The following is a 23,314-nucleotide window of genomic DNA, read 5'->3' as shown; positions in this document are numbered from 1 at the left end:
ATATAAATCTAAGGAGTGAGGAATATGGATATAGAATTAAAAGGTAAAAAGTAATATTTAGCAGGATGATGGCCGGGGCAACATATAAACTTATTCATAAGTATAGAGCGTGGTCGCATTTTGATAAAGAAATCTTATCAACGGGGGATTTAGACGCTGTAGTGGGAAAGTATATAGATAGTGTGAAGGATACCTTCTGTACAATGGATGGTCCTGAACCATCAATACAAGTATACTTAGATAATAAAAAAGTTGGTGAATTTGAAAAGTCATCAATAAATAAAGATTTTATTATTGATGAAATTAAAAAGATGATATTTTTACTGTCCAGCAAATAAAATCAGAGTTTAAAGATGGTTTTTAAAGACCGTCTTTTTTATTTGATATATGGTTGAATGTTTTTCTAAAATATAGCAATCAATTATAATTAGGTATTAATAATTTTGAGGAGGTTATTAGATATGAATAGTAAAAATATACTTTATTTAAATTTCTTTTGGTACGCATCAGAGGAAGGTGGAATTTTTCAGTTAGATCACTTTATTAAGATAACTGGTGATGACAATATTATGGATACTGTCAATAATACACTGGATAATTATATGGAAGAAGTATTTGCAGATGAACATGCAGGGGTATTTTTGGATGAATATTTAGATAGAGTAAAGGAACAGGGATATACAGTTGAATATATTATTAAAGATAATATTCCAGAGGGTTCAGAAATTATAGAAATTGAGTTTTAATTTTTAAAAAAGACTTATTTAAATATATTCTTTAAAAAAGAAAGGTATTTAGGAAAAGAGGAGTAGATAGTATGGTGTTAAATTTAATGTTAGTTTTCATTTTGAATATTTTATCTAATACAATAGGAACAATGAAAACAATTTTTATTTCTAAGAACCTAAATAAAGAGGTATACATTATCACATTTATAGATGCAATAATGTTTATGTCTATATTCAAAAGTATTAGTCAAGAAAATAGTTTTTTATTTATTATTGCTTTTGCATTAGGTAAGACAATTGGCTCTATGTTAGGAAATTATATAGAAAGTAAACTTGCTCTAGGAATTTTAGGTGTTACTGTTTATGCAAAACAGGGAAAAGCGGTGTTAATTGCTGATACACTTAGAGGATTAGGGTATTCTGTAACAAATTTTGAAGGATATGGGATGAATGGTAGCAAGAGATATGCGATAAATATTGTTATAGCAAGAAAAGAATTTAAACTGCTAAAAGAAATATTAGAAAAATACGATTATACCGAAGCCAACATGATAATATCTGAAATTAAAAAAACGACAGGTAAAATTAATACATTGGCTCATAATTTATAGACAACATTCATTTGTAATTATTAAACAAAAACTCCCCTAATTATTAGGGGAGTTTTTAAGTTTAAAGTTTTAGTGAATTGATTATATTCCTTGAATAATTCTTTCATATAATCTTCTAGGTCTATTTAATTCAATCATTTTTTGAACAGTAATGTTTCTTGGATAATCAAATCTATGAAATTCAACAACCTTTTTTTCTGTATCAAAAATAACAAAAGAACCCAAATTATTATTGTCTCTTGGTTGGCCTATACTGCCTACATTAATAATATACTTTTCTTCTGGATTTAGTTTGAAAGTCATTTTATCATAAACATCAATTTCTTCTACTTGGTATCTATAATTGTGTGGTAAATGATTATAGTATTTCTTTACGCCTTTCCAAATTACAGGTATATGAGTATGGCCAACAAATAGTACTTGAGTTTCAAGGAGTTTTAGATTAATACGAGCATACATTTCATCCTCTATATACTTAAATCTATCGTTTAAGGCCCCATGAGCAATTGAATAATCTTCTTCAATGTATATTTTATTGTCAGGTAATGATTTGAGAAATGCAATATTTTCTTTAGTCAACTCATTTCTAGTCCATTCCATAGCCTCTTTAGCACGAGTATTGAAACTTAATATTTGATCTACATCAAATGATGCACAATCATGATTTCCCATAACACATTTAAATTGCTTTACTAGGGAAACACATTCGTTAGGGTTAACCATATAACCTACAAAATCTCCTAACCCATTAATTCTATCTATGTTTTTGTTTTTTAATATTTCTAAAACACTTGTTAGTGCTTCTAAATTCCCATGTACATCTGAAATAAATCCAATTCTCATAAAAATCCCTCCATAGAAAAATAAAATCCTAAAAATTTTTAATATTTTACATGAAGATAAGATGTATTTCAATAAAACAACTCACCTAAAATTAGGTGAGTTTCAAAGAAGGAATTTTACATCAATAGGTCAATAAATTTCTGTATCAAGTCTTTATTTTGCTTTAAAGTATGTACTACGTCAGGAGATATTGTCTTGTAATATTTTAATCCTTCATCTGTTATTCTATAGTATCTCTTTGATCTATTGTTTACTGCTGTGCTTGTGTCCCAATTACTAGAAATCCAGCCTTGTTCTTCTAAGGAATGAAGTGTTTCATAAATAGTCGAGTATGATATTGGGACATGAAAATCAATAAAATATTCTTTTAACTTATCATAGAATTCTTTCCCATAAAAACTTTGTCCTTTTGCAAGTTCTTTTAACATGTAAACTGTAAAAAGTTTTTTTACATTTAGAACATCCCTTGGTGCAAGTAAGCGATTCCGTTTTTTACTCAACTTGAAACGACCTCCTAACCTAAATAATAATATCGTAAATGATAAAAACATTATAACACACATTGGGTATATTAGCAAAATATTCCTAATTATGTGTTATGTTAAAAATAGAGTCTATGCAAGGAGGTTTTTTATGACATTTTTAAGTAAGATTAAAAGAGTTTTTTCAAAACTAGATGTTGATACTTTACATGAAACAGGTAACAAAAAAATGAATCAAGATAAAAAAGTCTCTGAAGAATCAAATAGATTAAATATCTCTAATAAAAGTATTTATAGTTCCGTAAAGCAATTAAATAAAGAACTGATAAAAGTTGGTGAAAAAGATTACCAATTTAAATATTCGAAGAGAAGAAAAAAAGTGATCTGTATGTTTACCTATAAAATAGATATATTGCATTTTCAAAGTAACTTTTATATAGATAAGAAAAAAGCAAAACAATTGTTTAAAACAAACTTTGGCTTTGAGTACTCTACTTTAAAATTAAATTATTTTACCGCTAAAATTAAAAATGAACTAAAGTATCATCCTATATTTGAATTAAGAAGTAGTCCTGTATTTAGAAACAAAGAAAATCATTATTGTTACAGTTGCATATATTTAACTATTAAACCTTATGACATTGTTCAAAAAAATAAAAGAGATATGGTTTATGAAATGAAATTTATTAAAAATCGAATAGACTTAGAATATAAAAATATATGTAAAGAAAAGAATTAATAAAACAGGGGGAATGTATATGATAATAGAGAACAAAAAGAATAATACTATGCATCAATTTAATGGGAAGGTGGCCATCTTCGATCTGGATGATACTTTGCAGCCAACTTCGCACTTATATGAGGATGCAAAACTAAAAGCAAAAGATAAGTTGATTGAAATCTTTGGAGAGAAAATCAATCATGTAGGAATTCTTCCTTTAATAGAGGAGATAGACATAGAGCATGTAAGTAATTTAGGTTTCAGGAGAACTAGATTTCCAATGTCTGTTATAGAGGCTTATATGATACTTTGCCAAAAAGTTAAGAAATCACCTGAAATTCAAGAAATGAGGGAATTATATGAACTATCGGATTGTATTTATGATATTGTAGAACCATTATATAAAAATGCATATAAAACTATTCAGGCAGTTAAGAATATGGGATTTAAAGTATATATTTTAACAGCCGGGGATGATGTTGTGCAATCATATAAGATATATAAAAATGGTCTTTACAACATTATAAATCAAAAGAATATCATTGTTACTCCACATAAAACAAATGATGTTTATCAGAGGTTATTTGGTAAATACGGATTTAATAATTGTGTTATGATTGGAAACAGTATCCGTTCGGATATTAATCCTGCACTAGAAGTGGGAATGTATGCAATTCATATTCCTTGTGAAACTGTATGGTCCTATGATGAAGTAGAACTAAATGAAAACGAAAAATTCTTTCAGATAAATAGGGTTGAGGATTTACCAGAAGTTTTAACTAATATATTTAAGTAATTTAAAAGGGCATAAGGCTCTTTTTTATTGATAAAATGCGATTTTTCTTGTAAAATTAAAGTATTTATATAATAATCTTAATTAAGGAGTGTCTTGGTGATTTTATAATTGAATGATAGGAGGCAGGGCAAATGAAAGGTATGGAAGAAATAACTCTTTTAAAAGAACCATTGATTGAGACTAGAGAAAATGCATTATATATAAATGATCTAATGATATATCATTCTAAAGAGGAAAATATTATTGATGTAATATATGCTAAACTAAATACTGCTCTAAAAAACGATAAAGAAAAAGTTTTACTTGAAGTGTCAAAAGATATATTATTGATAAATGGAAAAGAGATAGTGAAAGGTTCAGAGGAGGTAGCAGATGTTTTATTTATAAGATTAAAAAGTGCCTTTAAGAACTTTAGATAGCAAATTCCCTTTATTAAAGAGAGGCCTGAGTACTTCTCTTTTTTATTAACTCAAATTAAAAGAGGGTGTTAATCACCCTCTAAATAATAAATATTTACATATTTGACTGTATGAAAGTTGTTTTAAGAATTGAAAGATTAATATACCTGATTATTTCATTTTCTTCTAATGATTTTAGAATGTACTCCAGTGTATGGTCGTAATAACGATAGTCTAAATTACATAAAGAGACTTCCTCTAAGTCAAAAAAATTCTTATTAGAATGTTTATCATACAATCCAATATCAGAAAATAAAAAAACATTTTTACAATATCCAGCACTTACTTTTCCACGAATTTGAAAAAAGTCTAAAAGATTTAATGAAAATGTATCGTCTTTAATAACTACGCCACCCTTACAATTTTCTAAAATATAAACAATAAAAGGCAATATATCAGGCTGCACTTCTACATATTGCTGTCCATCAGATTTAAGTAATTCAAAGAAACCATAAAAAGCCTCATATGCATCTCTTATTTCATATCGTCTTTTGTATTTCCAAGAGACATCTCCGAGCCTTTTTCTTACATTTCCATCGTATTTGTATTTATCGACTATAATACTTGGCACTCCGCATATTCGCAGTTCATTTTTTTCTGCTAAATATTCTACTTCAAAACCAGTTAATGTATCATTCCCGCCATTTTCAAAACCTGCACAATCATCAATAAAATACATTGATGTATTAGTTTTATGAAATTTTCCTAATTCTACTTTGTCAGTGTATACATTTTTTAATATAATATCTGGATCTAAAATATTTAAAGTAAACATTTAATTTTCTCCTTTATTAATTATTTAATTCCTTTAATCTATATATTAATATTTCCAAAAGGAAACAGGAGTTTTTAAGTTAGATATCTAACTTAATGACTCTTTTACTTCTGCAATTAATAATGCAATTTGTTCGTCTGCTTCAGGAAGAATTTGCTTAATTAGTTCAAGAGGTTTAAGGAACTCTTGAAGTATAAATTCTTGATTATTTTCTAACATGTTTTCTTTAATTTCTTTATAGATTCTTAATAATAAACTTTTTCTAATAGATAGTGTGAATTCAATATTTTCTTTGATGACAATATTACATGTATTAAATTCTTCACACTCTTTATTTTTTTCTTGCATATAAGTGTGGTGAAGTAATGAATCTTCTATATAAGAAGGTGAAACCATTATTTTATTAACCAACCTTTTTGCTAAAGTAACTGAATCATGTTCAAAAGGTTTATTTTGATTAATTCCAAAGTCTAATACTAAAAAAGAGGTTTCGTCTGGATCACATTCACAATGTAAACTACTTTCCAAAAATATACTGCTAGAAAGAATACCATTTGATATGCTGCTAAAAAGTTTTGGAATACCTTCTGTCATATCAAAACCTAAAACTTGCTCTTCTGTATCCATATAAAAGCAACTACTAATTCCTGAATTATAATCTCCTAAAGTCATTAATATTTTAAAGAGATCATCTAAAAATTGATTTTTAAGTTTTAATACTGCCCAATCTGGCAAAATATCCTTAGCCATAATAAATTCTGTATCTAAAAGAAAATGTTCTATATTAATATCCTTTTCAATCATAAATAATAAACCTCCTTATAATTTAGTAGGTAAATTATAATGGATTGAATAAATTCATTTCAATAATTTATTGATGTTGTTAACGATATTTTCCATAGCATTTTAATTATAAATTTTTTGATATTAGTGCAAGGGTTTTTAATAGGCATTTCAATGCATTGCAAAAAATATTTGACAATAAAAAGTATAATTTGATATACAGAAATATGAAAAAATTATATAAAAAGCAAATGAGGTGATTACTATGATAGCAATAGAACAAAAGAAAAAGTATGGAGCAATAGAAACTTATGTATCTTTTTCTACATTAAATAGAATAAGGCATTTTAAAATAAAAGGTCTCTTAGAAAGTGGCATTGAAACAATGCAGAATAGATTACAAGCGGATAAGGATACATTGTTAATAGAAATGGGTGGTTATGTTTTTCGAGAACTTGGGAAAGAAGGAAAAAATCATCATGTGCGTATAGAAGGAGAAGAAAAAGAGATATTAGATAGAATGTCAAAAGAATTAAATTTGTACACAAAACATATAAGTATGTATGCTATACACTTAGGATTAAATAAAAATGGAAGATAGTTATTCTCCTTTCTTTTTAATTTATAAACAAGTATCGGACATTAAATTATTTAGAGAGGGGTGGACGCATGAAGAAAGCATATAAGATAGTAAAGGTCTTATTGATCTTACCCATAATTGTATTTTTAATTTTATTTATATTAGACTGTTTAATCTATGGGAGGATAAAAAGAAAAGAAAAAGCAGGATAATTAATCCTGCTAATTTAGGCTATATAACATTTTTTAGATTTGGGATATCTATTAATACACTCATATCTCTTTCTTTTAGATATGTCTCTTTAATTAAATTCAAATCGCATTTTCCAGTTTCATTTCCTCGTCTATCCCAACCAATATCATCACATATAGCCATAAATATGTTATAATTGCCCGGCTCATAACCTTTTATTTTCTTTCTAAAGTACACAATACTTGTGTTAACAGAAGTCCCTGTAAAATAAAAGGTTTCAGATGGAAGTGATATGCTTGAAAGATAATAAGTTTGACTAATCAACCACTCTCTTAGTTTTTTATAAGTACTATTTGAAAGTATCCCATCAGGAAGAACTAACATTCCATAACCACCTTCTTTAAGACATCTAACGGCCATTTCAAGAAAGTATTCCTCTGATTTTCTCTTTGCTATATTAAATCCACTTTTTTCGATATTTAGTCCAAAAGGAGGATTACCTATGACAATATCAAAAGAATTTTCAAATCTATCAAGATATTCTAACGCATCTCCATTAATAATATTTGCTTTAGGATAACACAAAGAGGCTATATCTGCATATTCCCTCATCAGTTCAACTCCAGTAATGTTAAGTGTTTTATTTTTATTTTCTAAAGCGTTAATAATATTCCCAGTGCCACAAGAAAATTCTAAAACCTTGTCATTATCATTAAGTTGTAATATATCAGCCATAAAACTTGTAACGATGTCTGGTGTGAAAAATTGGTCATTAGAATATTTTCCATATATCCCTCCATAACCCGTATGGAGTGTTTTTAATTCTGAGATCTCGTTATCTGATAATTTTCTTTTTCTTGATTCTTCGAGAAGTTCCTTTGCTCTATCAATTCTTGTTAATCTCTCTAAATAATTTTTTTTATTCATAAAATCCCTCCTGTGATTAATTAAATCCTTATGATTAGTTTTTATATTAAGGTTTTTATTAATAGAGTTTCAAAGATTTTTAGATGAATCTAAAGAAATTGCAATATTATAAAAAACATTTGACAATGGACTATATCTTGCAACATAAATATTTTGAAATAAACTAACATGGAAGGGGGTGGCGTTATGAGAATAAGAGGATTGATTGATGGTTTTGAAGATTACTATGCGATTCTTGAACTTGAGGATGGTAGTTATGCTAAAGTCCAAATAGTTGAATTGCCACAGGATGCAAGAGAAGGAGATGAAGTGACTATTGATGAGGAAGTGGTAGAAATTTTATTTTAATAAATGTTAAAACCAAGCCCATAAATATCTAATATACAGAGGATATTATGGGTATTTTTATTGAACAAAAAAGACATCTCAAATCGAGATGCCTTAATTGTTTTAATTAGTATATGTTTTTACATTACGAATGTTTAGTTCCCTAGCAGTTTTATTAACTAATTTAATTACATGCTCCCCATGTGGTAGATTTTTAGCAATATTAATATATTGATATCCTTTAGTTTCTTGAGATAAGTTTATACTTGGATGTTGGACACCATCTACATAAACATCTACTCGAGTAGAACCTTTGCTTGACACATGCATTTCAACATCTGCACCAGTACCTATGAATGGGATTTCTACTGAAGCACCATTGGAGGTAGTATAAGGATTTGCAGCAGTCTTATTACTCCATGAATAGATAAAGTTTTTAAACGTTAGTCTATTATTTGTAATTAAATTATTATGAACAATGATACTTGGATGAATTATTGATACTTCATTTGAAATGTATTTATTCCCTGCTGAATCTAATGCGATAACTTTGTAGTAATAAGGCTCCATATCATGCGTCAAGTCAGTATATTTTATATACTCTGTTGCAGCATATAAGATATTAGCATTAGTCGTTGTTTTAGTATTATAGATAGTATCATAGGGTGCTATTATAGAAGTGTTCATGTTACTATCTTTGCTCCTATATATTAAATATTTTTCAAATCCAAAAGCATTGTTGATATATAAGGTGTTAGCATGATTTTCAATACTAGTTGTTAAATTAAGGCTATTCACTGGCGTATAAGTAGTATATGTTCTTACATTACGAATGTTTAGTTCCCTAGTAGTTTTATTAACTAATTTAATTACATGCTCCCCATGCGGTAGATTTCTAACAATGTTAATATATTGATATCCTTTAGTTTCTTGAGATAAGTTTATACTTGGATGTTGGACACCATCTACATAAACATCTACCCGAGTAGAACCTTTGCTTGACACATACATTTCAACATCTGCACCAGTACCTATGAATGGGATTTCTACTGAAGCACCATTGGAGGTAGTATAAGGATTTGCAGCAGTCTTATTACCCCATGTATAGACGAAATTTTTAAACGTTAGTCTATTATTTGCAATTAAATTATTATGAGTAATAACATTTGTAGTATTTATCTTGATTTCATTAGAAATCCAACGGTATCCACCGCTATCTATGCCCATAACCCTATAATAATAAGGCTCATTATCGTGAGTGATGTCAGTATATTTTATATGCTTTGCAGCCACGTATTCTACATTAGAACTTGTAGTTGTTTTTGTTGTTTCAATAATATCATATGCATAAGCATTATTAATATCTATATTTGGATTTTTACTCCTATATATAATATACTTTTGCATACCAAATACGCTATTTAAATATAAAGTATTAGCATGATTTTCAATTGTTCCAGATAAATCAGGAGTTATTACTGAATCATTATCATTATGGACTCTAATATTATGAATATTTAGTTCTCTAACGGTTTTATTAACTAATTTAATAACATGTTCTCCATGCGGTAGATTTTTAGCAATATCAATATATTGATATCCTTTAGTTTCTTGAGATAAGTTTATACTTGGATGTTGGACACCATCTACATAAACATCTACTCGAGTAGAACCTTTGCTTGACACATACATTTCAACATCTGCACCAGTACCTATGAATGGGATTTCTACTGAAGCACCATTGGAGATAGTGTAAGGATTTGCAGCAGTTTTATTACTCCATGTATAGACGAAGTTTTTAAATCTTTGTGTAGCATTGTTAAAATAAGAATAACTGGTTTCATTACTGTTCCCTGATCCGCTAGATTGAATAGTATATTTTTCATCACCTGCTGAAGTTCTTACAACAAGATTATATTTTTTATTAGGCTCAAACGTAAGTTGTGCTTTAAATACTTTTGTGTAAGTGTCAGCAGCATAAATATTTTTCATATAACTAGCAAATTCAATATTTTCATATGTTACAGGAACTTCTTCACCATTAAGCGTTATTGCAACCGATTCTGCCTGAACAGTTTCTCCTTTTAGCGTATATGTATTAGCAACTATATTTACGGGTTTAGATTTAGTAAGCATCGTGCCACCTAGAGAAATATTCCTAACAGGTATTGAGGTAAATCCATAAATGATTTCACCATCACTATTTGTAAGCCCTTTAGTATAGTAGACTCTATTTGACTCTACACTGTAGATAAAATATTTATCTTCCGTTTCTTGTCCATATTTAAGTCGTGTATGGTATTCTCTAATTTCATCTAAGTCTAATCTATATAAAGTCTTACCAGTATCTCCAGTAGACTGTATAGACGCTAATAGTTGTGGATTTGTTTCGGTTAAATCCAATTTCTCTAGTACAGGGTATTTATCATTTTGTACATAATACATCTCAACTGCTTTTTCAAGTGTGTCAATATCTCTATATAATGCTGTGACACTAGCATCTTTGGTGATATTAGCAAGTTTAGGAATTGCCAAACCAACTAATAAAGCAAGAACTACAATCATAACTATGATTTCCATGAGATTCAGCCATTTCTTTTTTGTTTTATGAAATAAATTAAACATATTATTCTGCCTCCTTTAAAGTTATTTAAACGTATATAGATTATAAAAAGTTTAGATGTGGAATCAAGTTTTGATAATTGGTTTTAAAGACAATGTATTTATCTAGTTTTGCAGAGTGCTGAGTAGGGAAAAGGAATTAAAGTTTTTAAGCATATATTAATTATTATGTAATGGGTAAGTTAAAAGGATATATAATTTAGAAGTTATGTTAAATCGAATAATTAATAATATAAAAACAACATAAACAAGTTGAGTAAGTCATTTTAACTATGAGAGACCTTAAACTATAGGTGTTTTTATTAATATTACTTGATAATAAGTAGTATGTTTGAGTATAAAGAAGATGTAAATATAGTAGGATTTATAATAATAGGAGGATTTAAATGCAAAATATAAATATAAATTTTCATAATAGGGTAGAGGAAGCAATAGATAATTATTGTATAGAAATGGTTACTGGTTTAATTGAATTATTTAACTTTGATATATCAAAAGCACTTTCTGTTATCGAAAATGAATACTGGTTTAATTACTATGAAGATGTTAGGCTTGGGGGTTCAACTGATTGGGCAGCATTAGCAGGAAGTATTTTAGGTGATATTGAGGGGATTGATGGGTTTGCAGATGGGTTTACAGAGGCAGATGTTGATAATTTAACTAATTTAGAGGATGCAGAATTAGAGCAGTTTCTTAAAGATTCAGGCTGGAGAATTGCATCTAACGGTTTTGCCATAGGCTTTGATGACAAGGCTCTTGCATTATTAATAAATCAAGAATAGAAAGGATAACTTTATATCTATAACAACTCTTACTAGGTACACAATAAGTATAGAGGATACATTATATGGGTTGTTTAGGATGCCTCAAGATATAGATTTATTAAATGGTGATGAATATGATTTGTATATAGAATTAGAAAAGAGGTGTTTAAGCACCTCTGATTTTATTATTTTTAATTTTTCTCTCTTTATCTAAAAAACGCAATTCGCATGTATTGTTAATAATTCCCAAAATCATTTTCTTTTATTGATTTTTTTATAAGTCCATAAATATCATTATGAATATCTTCAATGCTTCTAAGAATGTCATTTTTAACACATCTAACTTTATGCCAATCGTATTTATTCACAATATACATAGCGTTATCATATGCTGATTTTAAAAATTTTTTATTGCTTTCATGAATATCCTTCTTTTTGTTACCTGAATATTTATTGGGTCTGTTTTCCATCAATTTTATACTAACTTCTGGTGGAACATCTAAAAACAGCACTTTATCTGGTACAGGCAATTTAAATTTGTTAAACTCTAAATCCCATAGCCAATCTAAATATACATCTTTTTCTTTCAAATCAGTAATTTTAGATGCCTGAAAGAGCATATTAGATGTAGTGTACCTGTCACAAAGTATAATTCCGCCATTTTCATAAAATTTTCTATATTCCTTTTCAAATGAAATAAATCTGTCATTAGCATAAAAAGTTGATACTGCATATGGATTTATTTTTTCAGGATCCTGTCCAATCTTCCCATCGAGATACATTTTAACAAGGGCAGAACCTTCTGACTCATAATGAGGAAATGATATCCTAATTACATCATGACCTTCCTCTTTTAATCTATTAAAAATTTTTTGAACTTGAGTTTGCTTTCCACTTGCATCAAGCCCTTCAAAACAAAATATTAAACCTTGATTAGTGGCCATATAAATTCCTCCTTATTTATTTATGAAGATATGATATAGTTGAATGAATATAAGAATCAAATCATTTTCATATTGAATATAACATATAAAAGGACAAAAATAAAAGACAGGATAAACCCTGTCTTTTATTCTGCCAAATAACCTTTAATAGCATCTCTTTTTCTTTTCTCATTTTGTTTAGTATAGTGTTTTGCTGCGACCTCAACAGTATCGCCTATTAGTGAGGCCACAAGATATACATCTCCTGTAATTTCATATAAATTTGTAGCGAATGACCTTCTAAATGTATGAGGAGAGATCGTATGATGGGTAAATAATTGAGCATATTTTTCTATCATTTTTTGTACTCCTCTATCAGTAATTCTTGACTTGTAACTTGATAAGAAAAATGCGTTTTCATGATTCTTTTTAGGCTCTATTAATTTTCTTTCCTCATAGTATTCCATAATGTATTCTTCTGAAAAATCATAGTAAACAAATTCTTCATCTCCACCTTTTCGTGTTACTTTTATCATTTTTTCATCAAAGTAAATATGCTGAAAATCAATTCCCACAAGTTCACTTATACGAATACCAGTTTCAGCAAGAATAGATATGATACAAAGATTTCTCTTTAAATAATTATTTTTAATAATTTTCTTTTGATTATTAGTTAATTTCCCTTCTTTTCCTTCACCCGCTTCAATTACATCTAAAAATTCTTTAATCTGCTCTATACTCATTCTGTATTTTTCTTTAACATTAGTATCCTCTAGTTTAATAAGTCTGGCAAAATTCTTTTTTAACCTATTGTCATCATTCTCATCTTTTGTTAAAGATATTTCGTAAAGATTTGAAAATAAAGATCTTAATGCAGCAAACTTCCTGTTAATTCCCCATTCGCTATTTTGCCTAGTTATTTCATAATTTGCACCGTTTGAGGCCTTAATTTGAGTTTCATAATAAGTTATGTACTCCTTAAATTCATCAATGTGTTCCAGATTGATTTTATTTAATTCATTATATGAAAAAGATGAAAGTGTAACGCCTTCAAACTCATCTACAAATTCAATTAAAAATTCAAAAAATAATTTTAGATCATAGTAATATGAAGTTCTAGTTCTGATGGATGTGCCAGATATTCTCCTAAAAAAATCCTTAACAGGTTTAGGCATTATCTTAAGATCATCTTTTAACTTTTTTTCTTTCTTTTTTTTCTCTAAAGCATCCACTATTAAATGTCACCACCTTTTAAAATTATTTTGTAATTAATAAGTATATTATATCATAGAACTTATTCCAAAATATTGAAATATAAAAGTTTATAAGGTATTATTGAATTAACAAGTTATATTTTTGCATTTTAATGGACACATCTTAGCATACACATTATAACAAATTTAGCAAGGAGGGTTGAAATTACTGTTAAAAAAGGGAGGAGATTAAAATTACTAATTATAGTAAAATTCAAGGGGAGCGACTACAATTAGTTATTGATTATTTGAGAACAAATAATGGAGTAGAGGGTATTACGCTAGGAAGAAAAGACATTATTGAAATTGCAGGAATATCAGAAGGTAATAGTGCGAAAAAATTAATTAAAATGATTGATGATTGCGATGTAATTAAATCAGTTAAAGCGGGAAGAAAGAAAACATACTTTTTAACAGAACAAAGCATAACCGACAATATTAAGGATAATAAAAACAAAAAAGATAGCATAGTAAGTACAGGAAATAAGACAGGTGAAAAAGTGAAAAACAACTCTTATGAAATCCAAAAACAAGAAGAGGATATAGCATTGAAATTAGAACCCAAGATTCTGCTTAACGAGGTTATGCAGATTGGTGAAAAAGAATATTTAACATATATCACAGGAAAAGACTTGGTAGAATTTTGGATAGATAAGAAAATCGGTTATAATCCGAGGATACAGAGAGGTGTAAAACTAAAAGTAAATAGAGATGAAGAAATAAAAGTTCCAGTATTTAGTTTGGCCAATGTTAAAAAAATTAGAGATAAAATATTAATGGGAAATTATTTTACAGATATGATCACACTTAATCTCCTAGAAAACGGAGAGGAATATTTTGAATACAAAAATGGCGACTTGATTATTTATGAAGGAGAAACAGATCTTGCAGATGGACAACACAGAACAAGAGCATTGCATATGATCAAAATGTCGAATGATTTAAAAGATACTTCATTTGACCTATCTAAGATCATTTTCCCTCTTAAAATCACCCATTATGATGAAAAAACTGCACAGCAGCAATTCCATCAGTTCTCATTAGGATTAAAAATTAGCAGAAGTAGATCAGAGTACTTTAACGCTACTGATTACTCAAATATAGTCGTTCGAGAATTGATGAATAATAGTGATTTAGCAGACAGGGTAGAAATAGTAAGCAATAGTATATCGAAAAAAGATACTAAACATATTGTTACATTTGCCACTCTTGTAAATGCCATCGAGGAGACATATAAAATTGGTACTAAAAAGCAGGCAAAAGAACTTGCCAAATACCTCTGTCAATTTTTTGATGAATTAATTGATGAAATTGATGAGTTACATGATTATGATAAAAGAATTGAAAGCAAAGAAACATCTTTTATTGGGGAGAATTTCATGTTCTATGGTTATGTTTCTATAAGTAAAATACTTAAAGGCATGGAAAACTGGAAAGAAAAGATTCTTTTAATTAAAGAACTAGATTTGTTTAAAGGCTCCAAGATATGGTTTGGACAGGTAACTAAGCATACTGGTGGTAAAGTTAATAATGCAAATCATGGATTTGGTATCATTAATAATAAGCAGTCCAGAAACTATATGATTAATAAAGCAGCAGAAGAATTTGAAAGAGCATTAACGACTGAACAGTTATTTGTAAAAAATGAAATAGCAGCAGATAAAGAATAAAGCATTTATTATTTAACAACAAAACCTCCTATTAATGAATAGGAGGTTTGTTATTTTATATAAGGTATTTTAATACTGGAGATATTATATTTCAATTAGGTTATTTTCAACAAAACTGAAATAGTTTTTATAATCTACAACAATATGATCTATAAAATTCATTTTATGGACTACACAGAAGTTGGCAAATGTAAAAGTACAATCTATATCATCTTCAGAAGGCGAAAGTTTCATTGCTATAAGTCTTTTAGGATGATTATGTAATATAGCAACTGCATCAGCGTTCAGTTCTTTATAAGCATCTTTAAATGCATTGTAAGAGATACTTTCGGCAAAAATTCTGTTTTTATCACCTTCACCAAATTGAATTGACCCAATTAATTCATAATCGCCAACCTGATCACTATTTTTTTTGAGATAATAAGCAAATAATTTTTCAGTTTCACCATTCCTAATTGACTTTACTGATTCATGACCTATGATTTTATCAATATATTTAAGCATATCACTTTCCCTCCTTTCTTTAGAAATCAATAGTGTACTTTTAATGTATTTTTAGTATAACACGTATTTTCTCCTTTAGTCAATATAAAATAGTAAATTTTTTCAAAAAAACACTATATCTTGTGTTTTGATAAATGTCTAATAGCATATATTGATTTTAAAGCAAATTTCAAATTAATAGTCAAACTACACAAAATACAATCATAACAAAAATTCTATTACTTAAACTTAAAATAGTGGAGTTGAAAACTTAGCATCAGATCTTGAATACGACAATCGTGCAGTCACATTAGTTAATAGGAGATAAAAAATTCAGATTGGATTATGTAAGAGTAAAACTAAAATAATACAATAGGGAGAAAACTTCTCAGTTTTTTGTATAAAAAAAGAGATAGGAAATCCCATCCCTTGTTAATTAACTAATTAATTGTTCTCTTTGTTCAATTAGTTGTTCTAATAATTTATTCATTTCATGTTGCTGCCCATAAGCCTCTTTTAAGATTCTTATAGGCATCTTGTTAAGTTCAACAGAACATAAAAATTCTAATATACTCATATTTCCTTTATTTTGGTTGCAGTTATAACACATACCAATAAAATTATTCATTTCATTTTTGCCTCCTAGATCTTTGGCAATAATATGGTCAATTGTAAATTTATCTTGAGGAATTTTTCCTCCACAAACAGGGCATCTTCCATTAGATTCTACATAAAGAAAGTTTCTAACAATCTTTCTATGTATATAAGATTCTAAAGAAATATCAGTTCCGAGAATACTTTTAATAACTTCTTCGTAGCCATTAAGTACCATGTCATATAAATTTTCTTTGCAGTCAACAGGTAAAGGGGGGAGCACAAGTTTAATAAATCTCTCCAATTTAATGATCTTAATACTAAGTTTTAAAAACTCATTGGTATCATTAACATTATTGTTTTTTATCTGAAATCTAATCTTTTGTTTTTCCTCCGCCCAATTGATTCTTTTTTTAAATTGTGGAACTAATATATCTTTTTTTTCGAGTAATTTAGTTCGACAATTTTTGCACACATTTATAATTTTCTTAAAATTAATAGATCCATTATCATCTGTATAAGGTCTAACATGAAAAGAGTATGGTTTTCCACAATCTTCACAAGTAAAGCGATTGTTATTTATATGTTCTAAATATGTAAACTTTTTAAAATTTTTAATTTTAGAATTAAAAAGGTACGCAATTTCAGAACTATCCTTATTAAGAACATAATGTTCCTCGTTATCTAAATATACAATGATACCCAGTAATAACAAATTAGCCATTTCATCATGTGAAACATCTAATACAGGTTTATTTAAAAAATATACTTTCATAGAAAACCTCCTCCATAAAGTTTTAAGTCATTATACTTATTGAAGGGAAAAGTTCAAATTTTTAAGACAACTTATTTAAAAATGGTTTACATAAATAAATTATGTAAACAAAATAAAAACTTGAAATATAAAAAAGTCATTTATTATGATTTTTAAAAAGAATAGGAGGGATATGTATGAAAATTATTCAAACAAATCAGGAGTTTAGACTGAACATTGAATTATTATTGAAAGAAATTAATACAAAGGAGCCTCTTAGGTATATCCTTTTTAATAGGGGAAGCACAGTAGGTGAGGTAATGGATAAACGAGGACAGGTTGTTGAAAGAATTAAGATGAACAATATCTATGATGAATTAAAGATTGATAAAAATAACATTGTCCAAGTTCTTTATCATATCAATTCAAGGCATCCAGAATTAATTGGGAATATATCAATTTATTAATAACTATTGAGGGAGTATCTCCCTCTTTTTTTATGTTTGAAAATATACTTTGAATATTAATTATAGATTTTGATTAAAAGATGCAAAAATTTGCTCTTTAAAAGGCAATCCTTTTGCAATTTGAGAAAAGGTGCAAAAAGATTACTTTTAAAACATAATGTTTTTTACCTTTATTAAAGTTAGAAAAGCGGTCTAACTCTATTTAAAACCGACACTAATAAAATACAGATATCTTTTTAAGGATATCTTATTTAAAAACATGAAGGTATGTTATGTTTAAAGTGTCAATACTAAATAATCTCAAAGGGAAAGATTTATATTAAATGTAGTTAGTGAAGTAAAAATAATGAATTTGAGGAGGATATATATGAATTTATTAGAACAAGCAATTATTATAGCAACTAAGGCTCATGCAGGGCAAATAGACAAAGGGGGAAATCTTTACATCTTACATCCACTTAGTATTATGTTAAAAATGCCTGATGATAGAAGTAAGATTGTTGCTGTGCTTCATGATATTATTGAAGATACGAGCATTACTCCTGAAGATTTAAAAAATTTAGGATTTGGAGATGACATATTAATTCCATTAGATTATTTAACCAGAAAGAAAAATGAAACTTATATGGAGTTTGTAAGAAGGGCTGCACAGCATCCAGTATCTAAATTAGTAAAAATGGCAGATATTGAAAACAACATGGATCTAACAAGAATTAGCAATCCTACAAAAAAGGATTATGACCGGGTTAAAAAATATGAAAAGGCTTTAAAAATATTGAAGATGGATGACCAAGAGAATGAGAGAACTATTTAGTTTGTGAAAAAACTTGATATTGTAGAACCAATAAGACAGATAGGTGAAGAATTTAATTTAAAGAAATGCCCCAAATGTAAAGATGGGGTTCTTCATCTAACCATAGGTCATTGTCGTGCTTGTGATCATCAAAAGAGTGATATTGTTTCTATGTAAAAATGTGAATCATAAGGGAGTAAAATAGATGTCACATATTGAAAATATTGCGACGTAGGAGGCAATCTAAATTGGCTATAAATGATGTGTATACAACTCACAAATGTATAAATTGTGGTTCGAAAATAGAGGAAATTCCTATAAATGATTATTGGGGTTATCATGTGCTATCAATGTTTAAATGTATAAATGAAAAATGTAAGATGCAGATTAATTGTTCAGATATTGATATTAATGATTATGTTGAAACGACATACCATCGCAAATAAATTAAAGACTTACAGTAAGTCTTCTTACAAGTATTAGATACAGTTCCATCTATTAAAATCCATAGAATAGAAAGGATGATAAATATGTTTAGTATAGAAAGAAAATTTAGGTGTACAAAATGTGGTGAAGTACAAATTCAAGAAGTAAGTTTTACAAAACTATATAAAATAAACAATAGCAATATAGAATATGTGGATTTAAATTGTGAACAATGCGGAGAATTACATTATGTAGCCTCAGAAGGTTATATTTTAGATGAACTTACAGCAGAGGCTAAAGAGAAGAAGTTTAAGGAATTAAAGCACTATTTGGGAAGTGGTGCTAAAGAAAGATTTTTAAAGGACGCTAAATTTATATTAATTAAAGATGCTGTTATACCTAAAAGTGATGTAAAATGTATAGAATGTGTTGGAGAAGCAGCCTTTTAAATTATAAGTTCACTATTTAACTAAGGAAGGAACAAGTTAATTAATGAACATAGCAAGATTTATGTGTAATAGATTAACGGCATTATATATGCCGTTTTTTTATGTGTTATGTTAAGGGAAGAAGTCATATTCAATATTAATAATTGAAAACATACTGTATCTTTATCAATAATATATGTGATAAACTAATAGATAGTGGAGGGATATTATGTCAGAATTAAAAAGGAATTTTACTAAATATTCAGGGTTGCCTTTAAATGCACTGGAATTTTTAGCAATAGCAAATATGCCAGTAAATCCAAATAATCATAAGGAAGTTTGGTCGGAATTATATTATAGATATTTCAACTTAGAGAGGCAGTTTAACTTATATACAATTTTACTAAAATTAAATAATAAAAGGGCAAAAATGATTTATTTTGCAAAAGCATTAGAAATGGAATTGATAAATGAAAAAACTAACATTCCAGTTCATCACACAGAAGATTTCATGAAGAATGTTCTAGACTTTATAAAATATGTAGATGATATAGTAATGCAGAGAGACAACTTGCAATTTGAATGGCAATTACATGCTTTATCAGGTTTAAAAGATTTAATTGAAAAAGTTAGAGAGGCCAAAATTAGAGACAATAATCTTCGTCAAGAGATTAATCTTTTTATTGATAAAGTTAATAATGCAAGAAAAGAAACATTACTATTGCTTGAACAGAGAAAAGTTAGTGAATTAGAGAATGATGAAGAAAATATACAAAAAAATGAACTTATATTAACTGAAGAACAAACAGCACTTATGAAGCAGGAGTTGAGGCATTTAGATATTACACTTTCTAAACTTAGAAAAGGTGAATTATTAAGTGTAATTTATAATTTAAAAATGTATTATCCTGCTGATAGGAAAAAGATTTTAAGGCAGGGAATCAAAAGATGTACTTTTGAAACCCTAAATCATTGGCCATGGGAATGTTTTGTAGAGAACCTTGAGTATAAAAATCCTAATGTAAATATGATGCATATTTTAAATAAAGCAATTAATAATACTACAAGCGGAGTTATATCAATTATGACACCAAAAAATATAGACATAAACTTACTTATACCTAATGGAACAAAACAACAATTAGCCGAATATCTAATTAATTGGTTTAAGTCAATTGACGGAGTTTCAGATATGGAATTAAAGCAATTTAAATTAATGGTATATGAAGGGTTAGTTCCTGAAAAATATAAGCAGTCGTATATTGAATTAATGGAAGAAAATTATTGGATTATAGAAAAATATAGAGGAGCAAATGTATCTGAATTATTAAAAGAAACAATTGAATTTACAGAAGTTGATTTAGATAATAGATATCTTGCAGTAACTTATGATAAAGAAAAGGATGGTTGGATAGTATCATCTTCATCTAATAGAAAAAATGAAGGTGAATTAACAATACTAGAATACTTCACTGTTTTATTTAATAAACTTAATAATACAATTTTTTATTATAATGGACATTGGCTAGAAAGGCATGAATTTACTATACACGTAGATAAAAAACATACTTCGCTTATAAAAGAATATATTAACTTTCATTTAAGTTTGAAACTTGACAAGGGATTGCTAGAGAATTCAAGAACTATAGAAAAGTCTCGTTGGATTTATAGCGATTCTATAACGCATCAAGCAATATACAAACTAATATTGCACAAGTTTTGCCAAGATCACATAACTATTGATGAAATAGATTTTCTATACAAAGAAGGTTATGATTTCTTTAAAAATATTACAAATACAACTGGACATAGTGGATCATTTCATAATCATAAGGAATATTTGGATAAATATCTTGATGAAGCAATTAATCTTTTTGATTTTTCAAAAGAAGAAGAACTAAGAATGTTTTTTAACTTATCTTTCAGAGGAGACGATTTTTATGGTTCTTATAATGATGGAAGAAAGGCAAATCTTTTTCTTAACAAGAGTCATGGAAAAAAGATAGTTAGAAAACTTCAAGCAGAATGTCCTCATGAATTTGCACTTATATCTGATTATTTTTCAGGAATAGAGGAAGAATATAACGAGTTTGTATATAAGGAGGAATATGAAGGACTATCACCAACCGAAAAACTTCTATTATTTAAACATGGGATTGATATAGGAGAAAAAAGAACAATAAAAAGATATAAAGATAAAAGGTACGGAACAGATATTTATTACACTATTGATGAAATCAGAAATAAATATATTATTGATTATTTTAAGGAAATATATATAAAGAAAACATAAAAATAAGAACACATAGTTGAGTTGCTAACTTGATTATGTGTTCTTATTTTTTATAATATCTATATTAATTTCAAAGGAGGATTTGATATGGCTAAAAAAACCTCAAAAGTATTATATGATCTAACAAGAACTGTTGGTAAGGCTGCTAGTACTATGAATGATTTAGAAAACTTAGGTAAATCAATTCAAACAGGAGATCCGTCACATATAGCAAAAAGGTTGGCTAGAAAAACTGCAACTAAAAATGCTAATAAAGTATCAAGTAATATTAATAAATTATTTAAATAGAAAATAAAAACGCATGTTTATCATGCGTTTTTATATTGATATAAGAATATATATATGCAGAATAAATATATAGACATAAATTATATTTAATCCAAGGACTGAGTTTGCAACCCATTTTTTCTTCTTATATAGGAGATTAATTGGATAAATACATAAGAGTACACCTAGTAGTTTACACAATACAAAGAGAAAAGGGTTATATTGATATATTCTGTTCATTATAGGATTACTCTCTATCAAATATTGCTTTTTAAGGCCATTATATGTGAATATCAGATCTAAGACATTAAGAGTATATAAAACTACTATTGAACTGTGGATTGAATATATAGGGTTTTTAAAGACATTTAAAAGATGTGTAAATTTATTTGTTTTATAATTATTAAACCATTGATTTGACAATGAAAAGCCTCCTTATATCATATAAATCTTTAAATAAAGCAAAAGGATTTAATACCATAGAATACTATAATTGATCATAAAGTAAATTGAATTATTATTTCAAGTAAAGAAAATATAACTTTTAGTTGCATCTATTAATTAAACAATCCATATACATATATTAATTGATATACTGTAATAATTATGGATATCAAAAGTAATACCATATAAGTAGTTAATGCGTTATATAAGCAGGTCTGTGTGTTCCTAAATAATCGACCATTTAATATTTTTGTATCACTTAAAATTTTTAGGGCATACTTCGTGGCCACTATTTCTTCTTTTAATAAAACACTAAAAAAGAATATAGATATTCCACAAAAAGCAAAAACTACGCAGGGAAGTAGTTTATTTTCTACAAACATAGGTTGCATGTAATATAGAATAAGAGCCATTGTAATACTGTATTTCATAATAAGATATGATAAATTAGAATAAAGTCCTTGGTCTTTGGTATTATGATCATCTATTGCATGGCCAAGTTCGTGAAAACCCTCTGCAATGTTTTTAACTGTGTTTCCTTTAGATATCATCATTTCTTTTGATCCACAGTCATAATAAGGTCTAGTCTTTTCTTTAATTAATAATTTCACATCTAAATTTCTTTCTAAGAACAATGATTGCAAAATATCTTGCAAATTAATATTTGTTTCTATCTTATTAAAATAAGAATTTATAATAGTAAATGTGACTATTGACATAATGCATATACTTACTATAACAAAAATCATGCTCATATCATCCCTCCCTCCAATATTGCAAAAGATATATTCTTTTATCATAGAAAGAGGCTAATATCAAATTTTAAATAGTTATTTTTTAGTGTACTTCAAACAGGTATTATTTATTTGGTGTGATATTCCATTTTTCGCTTGTCAATAGAACATAAGTT

Annotated in this window: 30 protein-coding genes; 18 read left to right on the top strand and 12 right to left on the bottom strand. The window is 27.7% G+C overall.

Going from position 1 to position 23,314, the window contains the following annotated elements:
* Positions 1-68: 68 nt before the first annotated feature.
* The 3 genes from HYG84_RS18370 (at position 69) to HYG84_RS18360 (ending at position 1,339) form a co-directional block, all read left to right on the top strand.
* Entirely contained in the window at positions 69-338 is a 270-nt protein-coding gene (locus HYG84_RS18370; RefSeq protein ID WP_212383116.1) for a hypothetical protein, read from the top strand.
* A gap of 123 nt (positions 339-461) precedes the next feature.
* On the top strand, positions 462-746 hold the full coding sequence (locus tag HYG84_RS18365; RefSeq protein WP_212383115.1) for a hypothetical protein: 285 nt from the start codon (positions 462-464) through the stop codon (positions 744-746).
* A 71-nt stretch (positions 747-817) separates the two neighbouring features.
* Entirely contained in the window at positions 818-1,339 is a 522-nt protein-coding gene (locus HYG84_RS18360; RefSeq protein ID WP_212383113.1) for a DUF5698 domain-containing protein, read from the top strand.
* Positions 1,340-1,420: 81 nt separating this feature from the next.
* Here HYG84_RS18360 and HYG84_RS18355 read toward each other — a convergent pair whose 3' ends face one another.
* Positions 1,421-2,182, bottom strand: a complete 762-nt coding sequence (locus HYG84_RS18355; RefSeq protein ID WP_212383111.1) for a metallophosphoesterase family protein — start codon at positions 2,180-2,182, stop codon at positions 1,421-1,423.
* Positions 2,183-2,298: 116 nt separating this feature from the next.
* Positions 2,299-2,682 carry a PadR family transcriptional regulator gene (locus HYG84_RS18350; protein WP_212383109.1) on the bottom strand — a complete coding sequence of 128 codons (384 nt, stop codon included), beginning with the start codon at positions 2,680-2,682 and terminating at the stop codon, positions 2,299-2,301.
* Between the two features lie 133 nt (positions 2,683-2,815).
* On the opposite strand from HYG84_RS18350, the gene HYG84_RS18345 reads away from it, so the two are divergent.
* The 3 genes from HYG84_RS18345 to HYG84_RS18335 all read left to right on the top strand — a co-directional run bounded on the left by HYG84_RS18345 (position 2,816) and on the right by HYG84_RS18335 (position 4,600).
* On the top strand, positions 2,816-3,403 hold the full coding sequence (locus HYG84_RS18345) for a hypothetical protein (protein WP_212383107.1): 588 nt from the start codon (positions 2,816-2,818) through the stop codon (positions 3,401-3,403).
* Between the two features lie 19 nt (positions 3,404-3,422).
* Positions 3,423-4,181, top strand: coding sequence for an HAD family hydrolase (locus HYG84_RS18340; RefSeq protein WP_212383105.1), 759 nt, complete (start codon positions 3,423-3,425; stop codon positions 4,179-4,181).
* A 131-nt stretch (positions 4,182-4,312) separates the two neighbouring features.
* Complete coding sequence (locus tag HYG84_RS18335) at positions 4,313-4,600, top strand: hypothetical protein (RefSeq protein WP_212383103.1); 288 nt, start codon at positions 4,313-4,315, stop codon at positions 4,598-4,600.
* 94 nt (positions 4,601-4,694) lie between these two features.
* Here HYG84_RS18335 and HYG84_RS18330 read toward each other — a convergent pair whose 3' ends face one another.
* Together HYG84_RS18330 and HYG84_RS18325 are read right to left on the bottom strand one after the other, a co-directional pair.
* Positions 4,695-5,414, bottom strand: coding sequence for a hypothetical protein (locus HYG84_RS18330; RefSeq protein ID WP_212383101.1), 720 nt, complete (start codon positions 5,412-5,414; stop codon positions 4,695-4,697).
* An 87-nt stretch (positions 5,415-5,501) separates the two neighbouring features.
* A complete protein-coding gene (locus HYG84_RS18325) occupies positions 5,502-6,218 on the bottom strand; it encodes a hypothetical protein (RefSeq protein ID WP_212383099.1) in 717 nt (238 codons plus the stop codon).
* 244 nt (positions 6,219-6,462) lie between these two features.
* Here HYG84_RS18325 and HYG84_RS18320 point away from each other — a divergent pair, with 244 nt between their 5' ends.
* Positions 6,463-6,798, top strand: a complete 336-nt coding sequence (locus HYG84_RS18320; RefSeq protein ID WP_212383097.1) for a hypothetical protein — start codon at positions 6,463-6,465, stop codon at positions 6,796-6,798.
* Between the two features lie 68 nt (positions 6,799-6,866).
* Positions 6,867-6,989: a hypothetical protein gene (locus HYG84_RS20560; RefSeq protein WP_256442603.1), complete on the top strand. Its 123-nt coding sequence runs from the start codon at positions 6,867-6,869 to the stop codon at positions 6,987-6,989.
* Between the two features lie 19 nt (positions 6,990-7,008).
* On the opposite strand, the gene HYG84_RS18315 is transcribed toward HYG84_RS20560, so the two are convergent.
* The gene (locus tag HYG84_RS18315; RefSeq protein ID WP_212383095.1) at positions 7,009-7,896 is read right to left on the bottom strand and encodes an HsdM family class I SAM-dependent methyltransferase; all 888 of its coding nucleotides are present in this window, start codon (positions 7,894-7,896) and stop codon (positions 7,009-7,011) included.
* A gap of 186 nt (positions 7,897-8,082) precedes the next feature.
* Between HYG84_RS18315 and HYG84_RS18310 the strand changes: the two genes are divergently transcribed.
* Positions 8,083-8,244 (top strand): DUF3006 family protein, encoded by a 162-nt coding sequence (locus tag HYG84_RS18310; RefSeq protein WP_212383093.1) that lies wholly within the window; start codon positions 8,083-8,085, stop codon positions 8,242-8,244.
* A gap of 102 nt (positions 8,245-8,346) precedes the next feature.
* On the opposite strand, the gene HYG84_RS18305 is transcribed toward HYG84_RS18310, so the two are convergent.
* Positions 8,347-10,848 (bottom strand): hypothetical protein, encoded by a 2,502-nt coding sequence (locus tag HYG84_RS18305; RefSeq protein ID WP_212383091.1) that lies wholly within the window; start codon positions 10,846-10,848, stop codon positions 8,347-8,349.
* Positions 10,849-11,231: 383 nt separating this feature from the next.
* Here HYG84_RS18305 and HYG84_RS18300 point away from each other — a divergent pair, with 383 nt between their 5' ends.
* Complete coding sequence (locus HYG84_RS18300; protein ID WP_212383090.1) at positions 11,232-11,627, top strand: hypothetical protein; 396 nt, start codon at positions 11,232-11,234, stop codon at positions 11,625-11,627.
* A gap of 218 nt (positions 11,628-11,845) precedes the next feature.
* On the opposite strand, the gene HYG84_RS18295 is transcribed toward HYG84_RS18300, so the two are convergent.
* Both HYG84_RS18295 and HYG84_RS18290 read right to left on the bottom strand, forming a co-directional pair.
* Entirely contained in the window at positions 11,846-12,553 is a 708-nt protein-coding gene (locus HYG84_RS18295) for a dTMP kinase (RefSeq protein WP_212383089.1), read from the bottom strand.
* 125 nt (positions 12,554-12,678) lie between these two features.
* Positions 12,679-13,764 (bottom strand): tyrosine-type recombinase/integrase, encoded by a 1,086-nt coding sequence (locus HYG84_RS18290; RefSeq protein ID WP_212383088.1) that lies wholly within the window; start codon positions 13,762-13,764, stop codon positions 12,679-12,681.
* 269 nt (positions 13,765-14,033) lie between these two features.
* Here HYG84_RS18290 and HYG84_RS18285 point away from each other — a divergent pair, with 269 nt between their 5' ends.
* The gene (locus tag HYG84_RS18285; RefSeq protein ID WP_249168777.1) at positions 14,034-15,455 is read left to right on the top strand and encodes a DNA sulfur modification protein DndB; all 1,422 of its coding nucleotides are present in this window, start codon (positions 14,034-14,036) and stop codon (positions 15,453-15,455) included.
* 84 nt (positions 15,456-15,539) lie between these two features.
* Here HYG84_RS18285 and HYG84_RS18280 read toward each other — a convergent pair whose 3' ends face one another.
* Complete coding sequence (locus HYG84_RS18280; RefSeq protein WP_212383087.1) at positions 15,540-15,959, bottom strand: JAB domain-containing protein; 420 nt, start codon at positions 15,957-15,959, stop codon at positions 15,540-15,542.
* A 415-nt stretch (positions 15,960-16,374) separates the two neighbouring features.
* Positions 16,375-17,307, bottom strand: a complete 933-nt coding sequence (locus tag HYG84_RS18275; RefSeq protein ID WP_212383086.1) for an HNH endonuclease — start codon at positions 17,305-17,307, stop codon at positions 16,375-16,377.
* Positions 17,308-17,483: 176 nt separating this feature from the next.
* Here HYG84_RS18275 and HYG84_RS18270 point away from each other — a divergent pair, with 176 nt between their 5' ends.
* From HYG84_RS18270 to HYG84_RS18240, 7 genes are all read left to right on the top strand, one after another.
* Positions 17,484-17,753 (top strand): hypothetical protein, encoded by a 270-nt coding sequence (locus HYG84_RS18270; protein WP_212383085.1) that lies wholly within the window; start codon positions 17,484-17,486, stop codon positions 17,751-17,753.
* Between the two features lie 367 nt (positions 17,754-18,120).
* Positions 18,121-18,567 (top strand): GTP pyrophosphokinase, encoded by a 447-nt coding sequence (locus tag HYG84_RS18265; RefSeq protein ID WP_212383084.1) that lies wholly within the window; start codon positions 18,121-18,123, stop codon positions 18,565-18,567.
* Between the two features lie 3 nt (positions 18,568-18,570).
* Entirely contained in the window at positions 18,571-18,723 is a 153-nt protein-coding gene (locus tag HYG84_RS18260; RefSeq protein ID WP_212383082.1) for a hypothetical protein, read from the top strand.
* A 71-nt stretch (positions 18,724-18,794) separates the two neighbouring features.
* On the top strand, positions 18,795-18,992 hold the full coding sequence (locus HYG84_RS18255) for a hypothetical protein (RefSeq protein WP_212383080.1): 198 nt from the start codon (positions 18,795-18,797) through the stop codon (positions 18,990-18,992).
* Between the two features lie 84 nt (positions 18,993-19,076).
* Entirely contained in the window at positions 19,077-19,421 is a 345-nt protein-coding gene (locus HYG84_RS18250) for a hypothetical protein (protein ID WP_212383078.1), read from the top strand.
* Positions 19,422-19,629: 208 nt separating this feature from the next.
* On the top strand, positions 19,630-21,693 hold the full coding sequence (locus tag HYG84_RS18245) for a hypothetical protein (protein ID WP_212383076.1): 2,064 nt from the start codon (positions 19,630-19,632) through the stop codon (positions 21,691-21,693).
* Between the two features lie 87 nt (positions 21,694-21,780).
* Positions 21,781-21,981 (top strand): hypothetical protein, encoded by a 201-nt coding sequence (locus HYG84_RS18240; protein ID WP_212383074.1) that lies wholly within the window; start codon positions 21,781-21,783, stop codon positions 21,979-21,981.
* A gap of 30 nt (positions 21,982-22,011) precedes the next feature.
* Here HYG84_RS18240 and HYG84_RS20915 read toward each other — a convergent pair whose 3' ends face one another.
* On the bottom strand, positions 22,012-22,383 hold the full coding sequence (locus HYG84_RS20915) for a DUF5658 family protein (RefSeq protein ID WP_442860817.1): 372 nt from the start codon (positions 22,381-22,383) through the stop codon (positions 22,012-22,014).
* A 134-nt stretch (positions 22,384-22,517) separates the two neighbouring features.
* On the bottom strand, positions 22,518-23,159 hold the full coding sequence (locus HYG84_RS18235) for a zinc metallopeptidase (RefSeq protein WP_212383072.1): 642 nt from the start codon (positions 23,157-23,159) through the stop codon (positions 22,518-22,520).
* Positions 23,160-23,314: the final 155 nt, after the last annotated feature.

The sequence above is a fragment of the Alkaliphilus sp. B6464 genome (assembly GCF_018141165.1).
Lineage (GTDB): Bacteria > Bacillota > Clostridia > Peptostreptococcales > Natronincolaceae > Alkaliphilus_B.
Note: the sequence above shows the minus strand (reverse complement) of the source record. Positions and strands in the feature narration are given on the sequence as shown.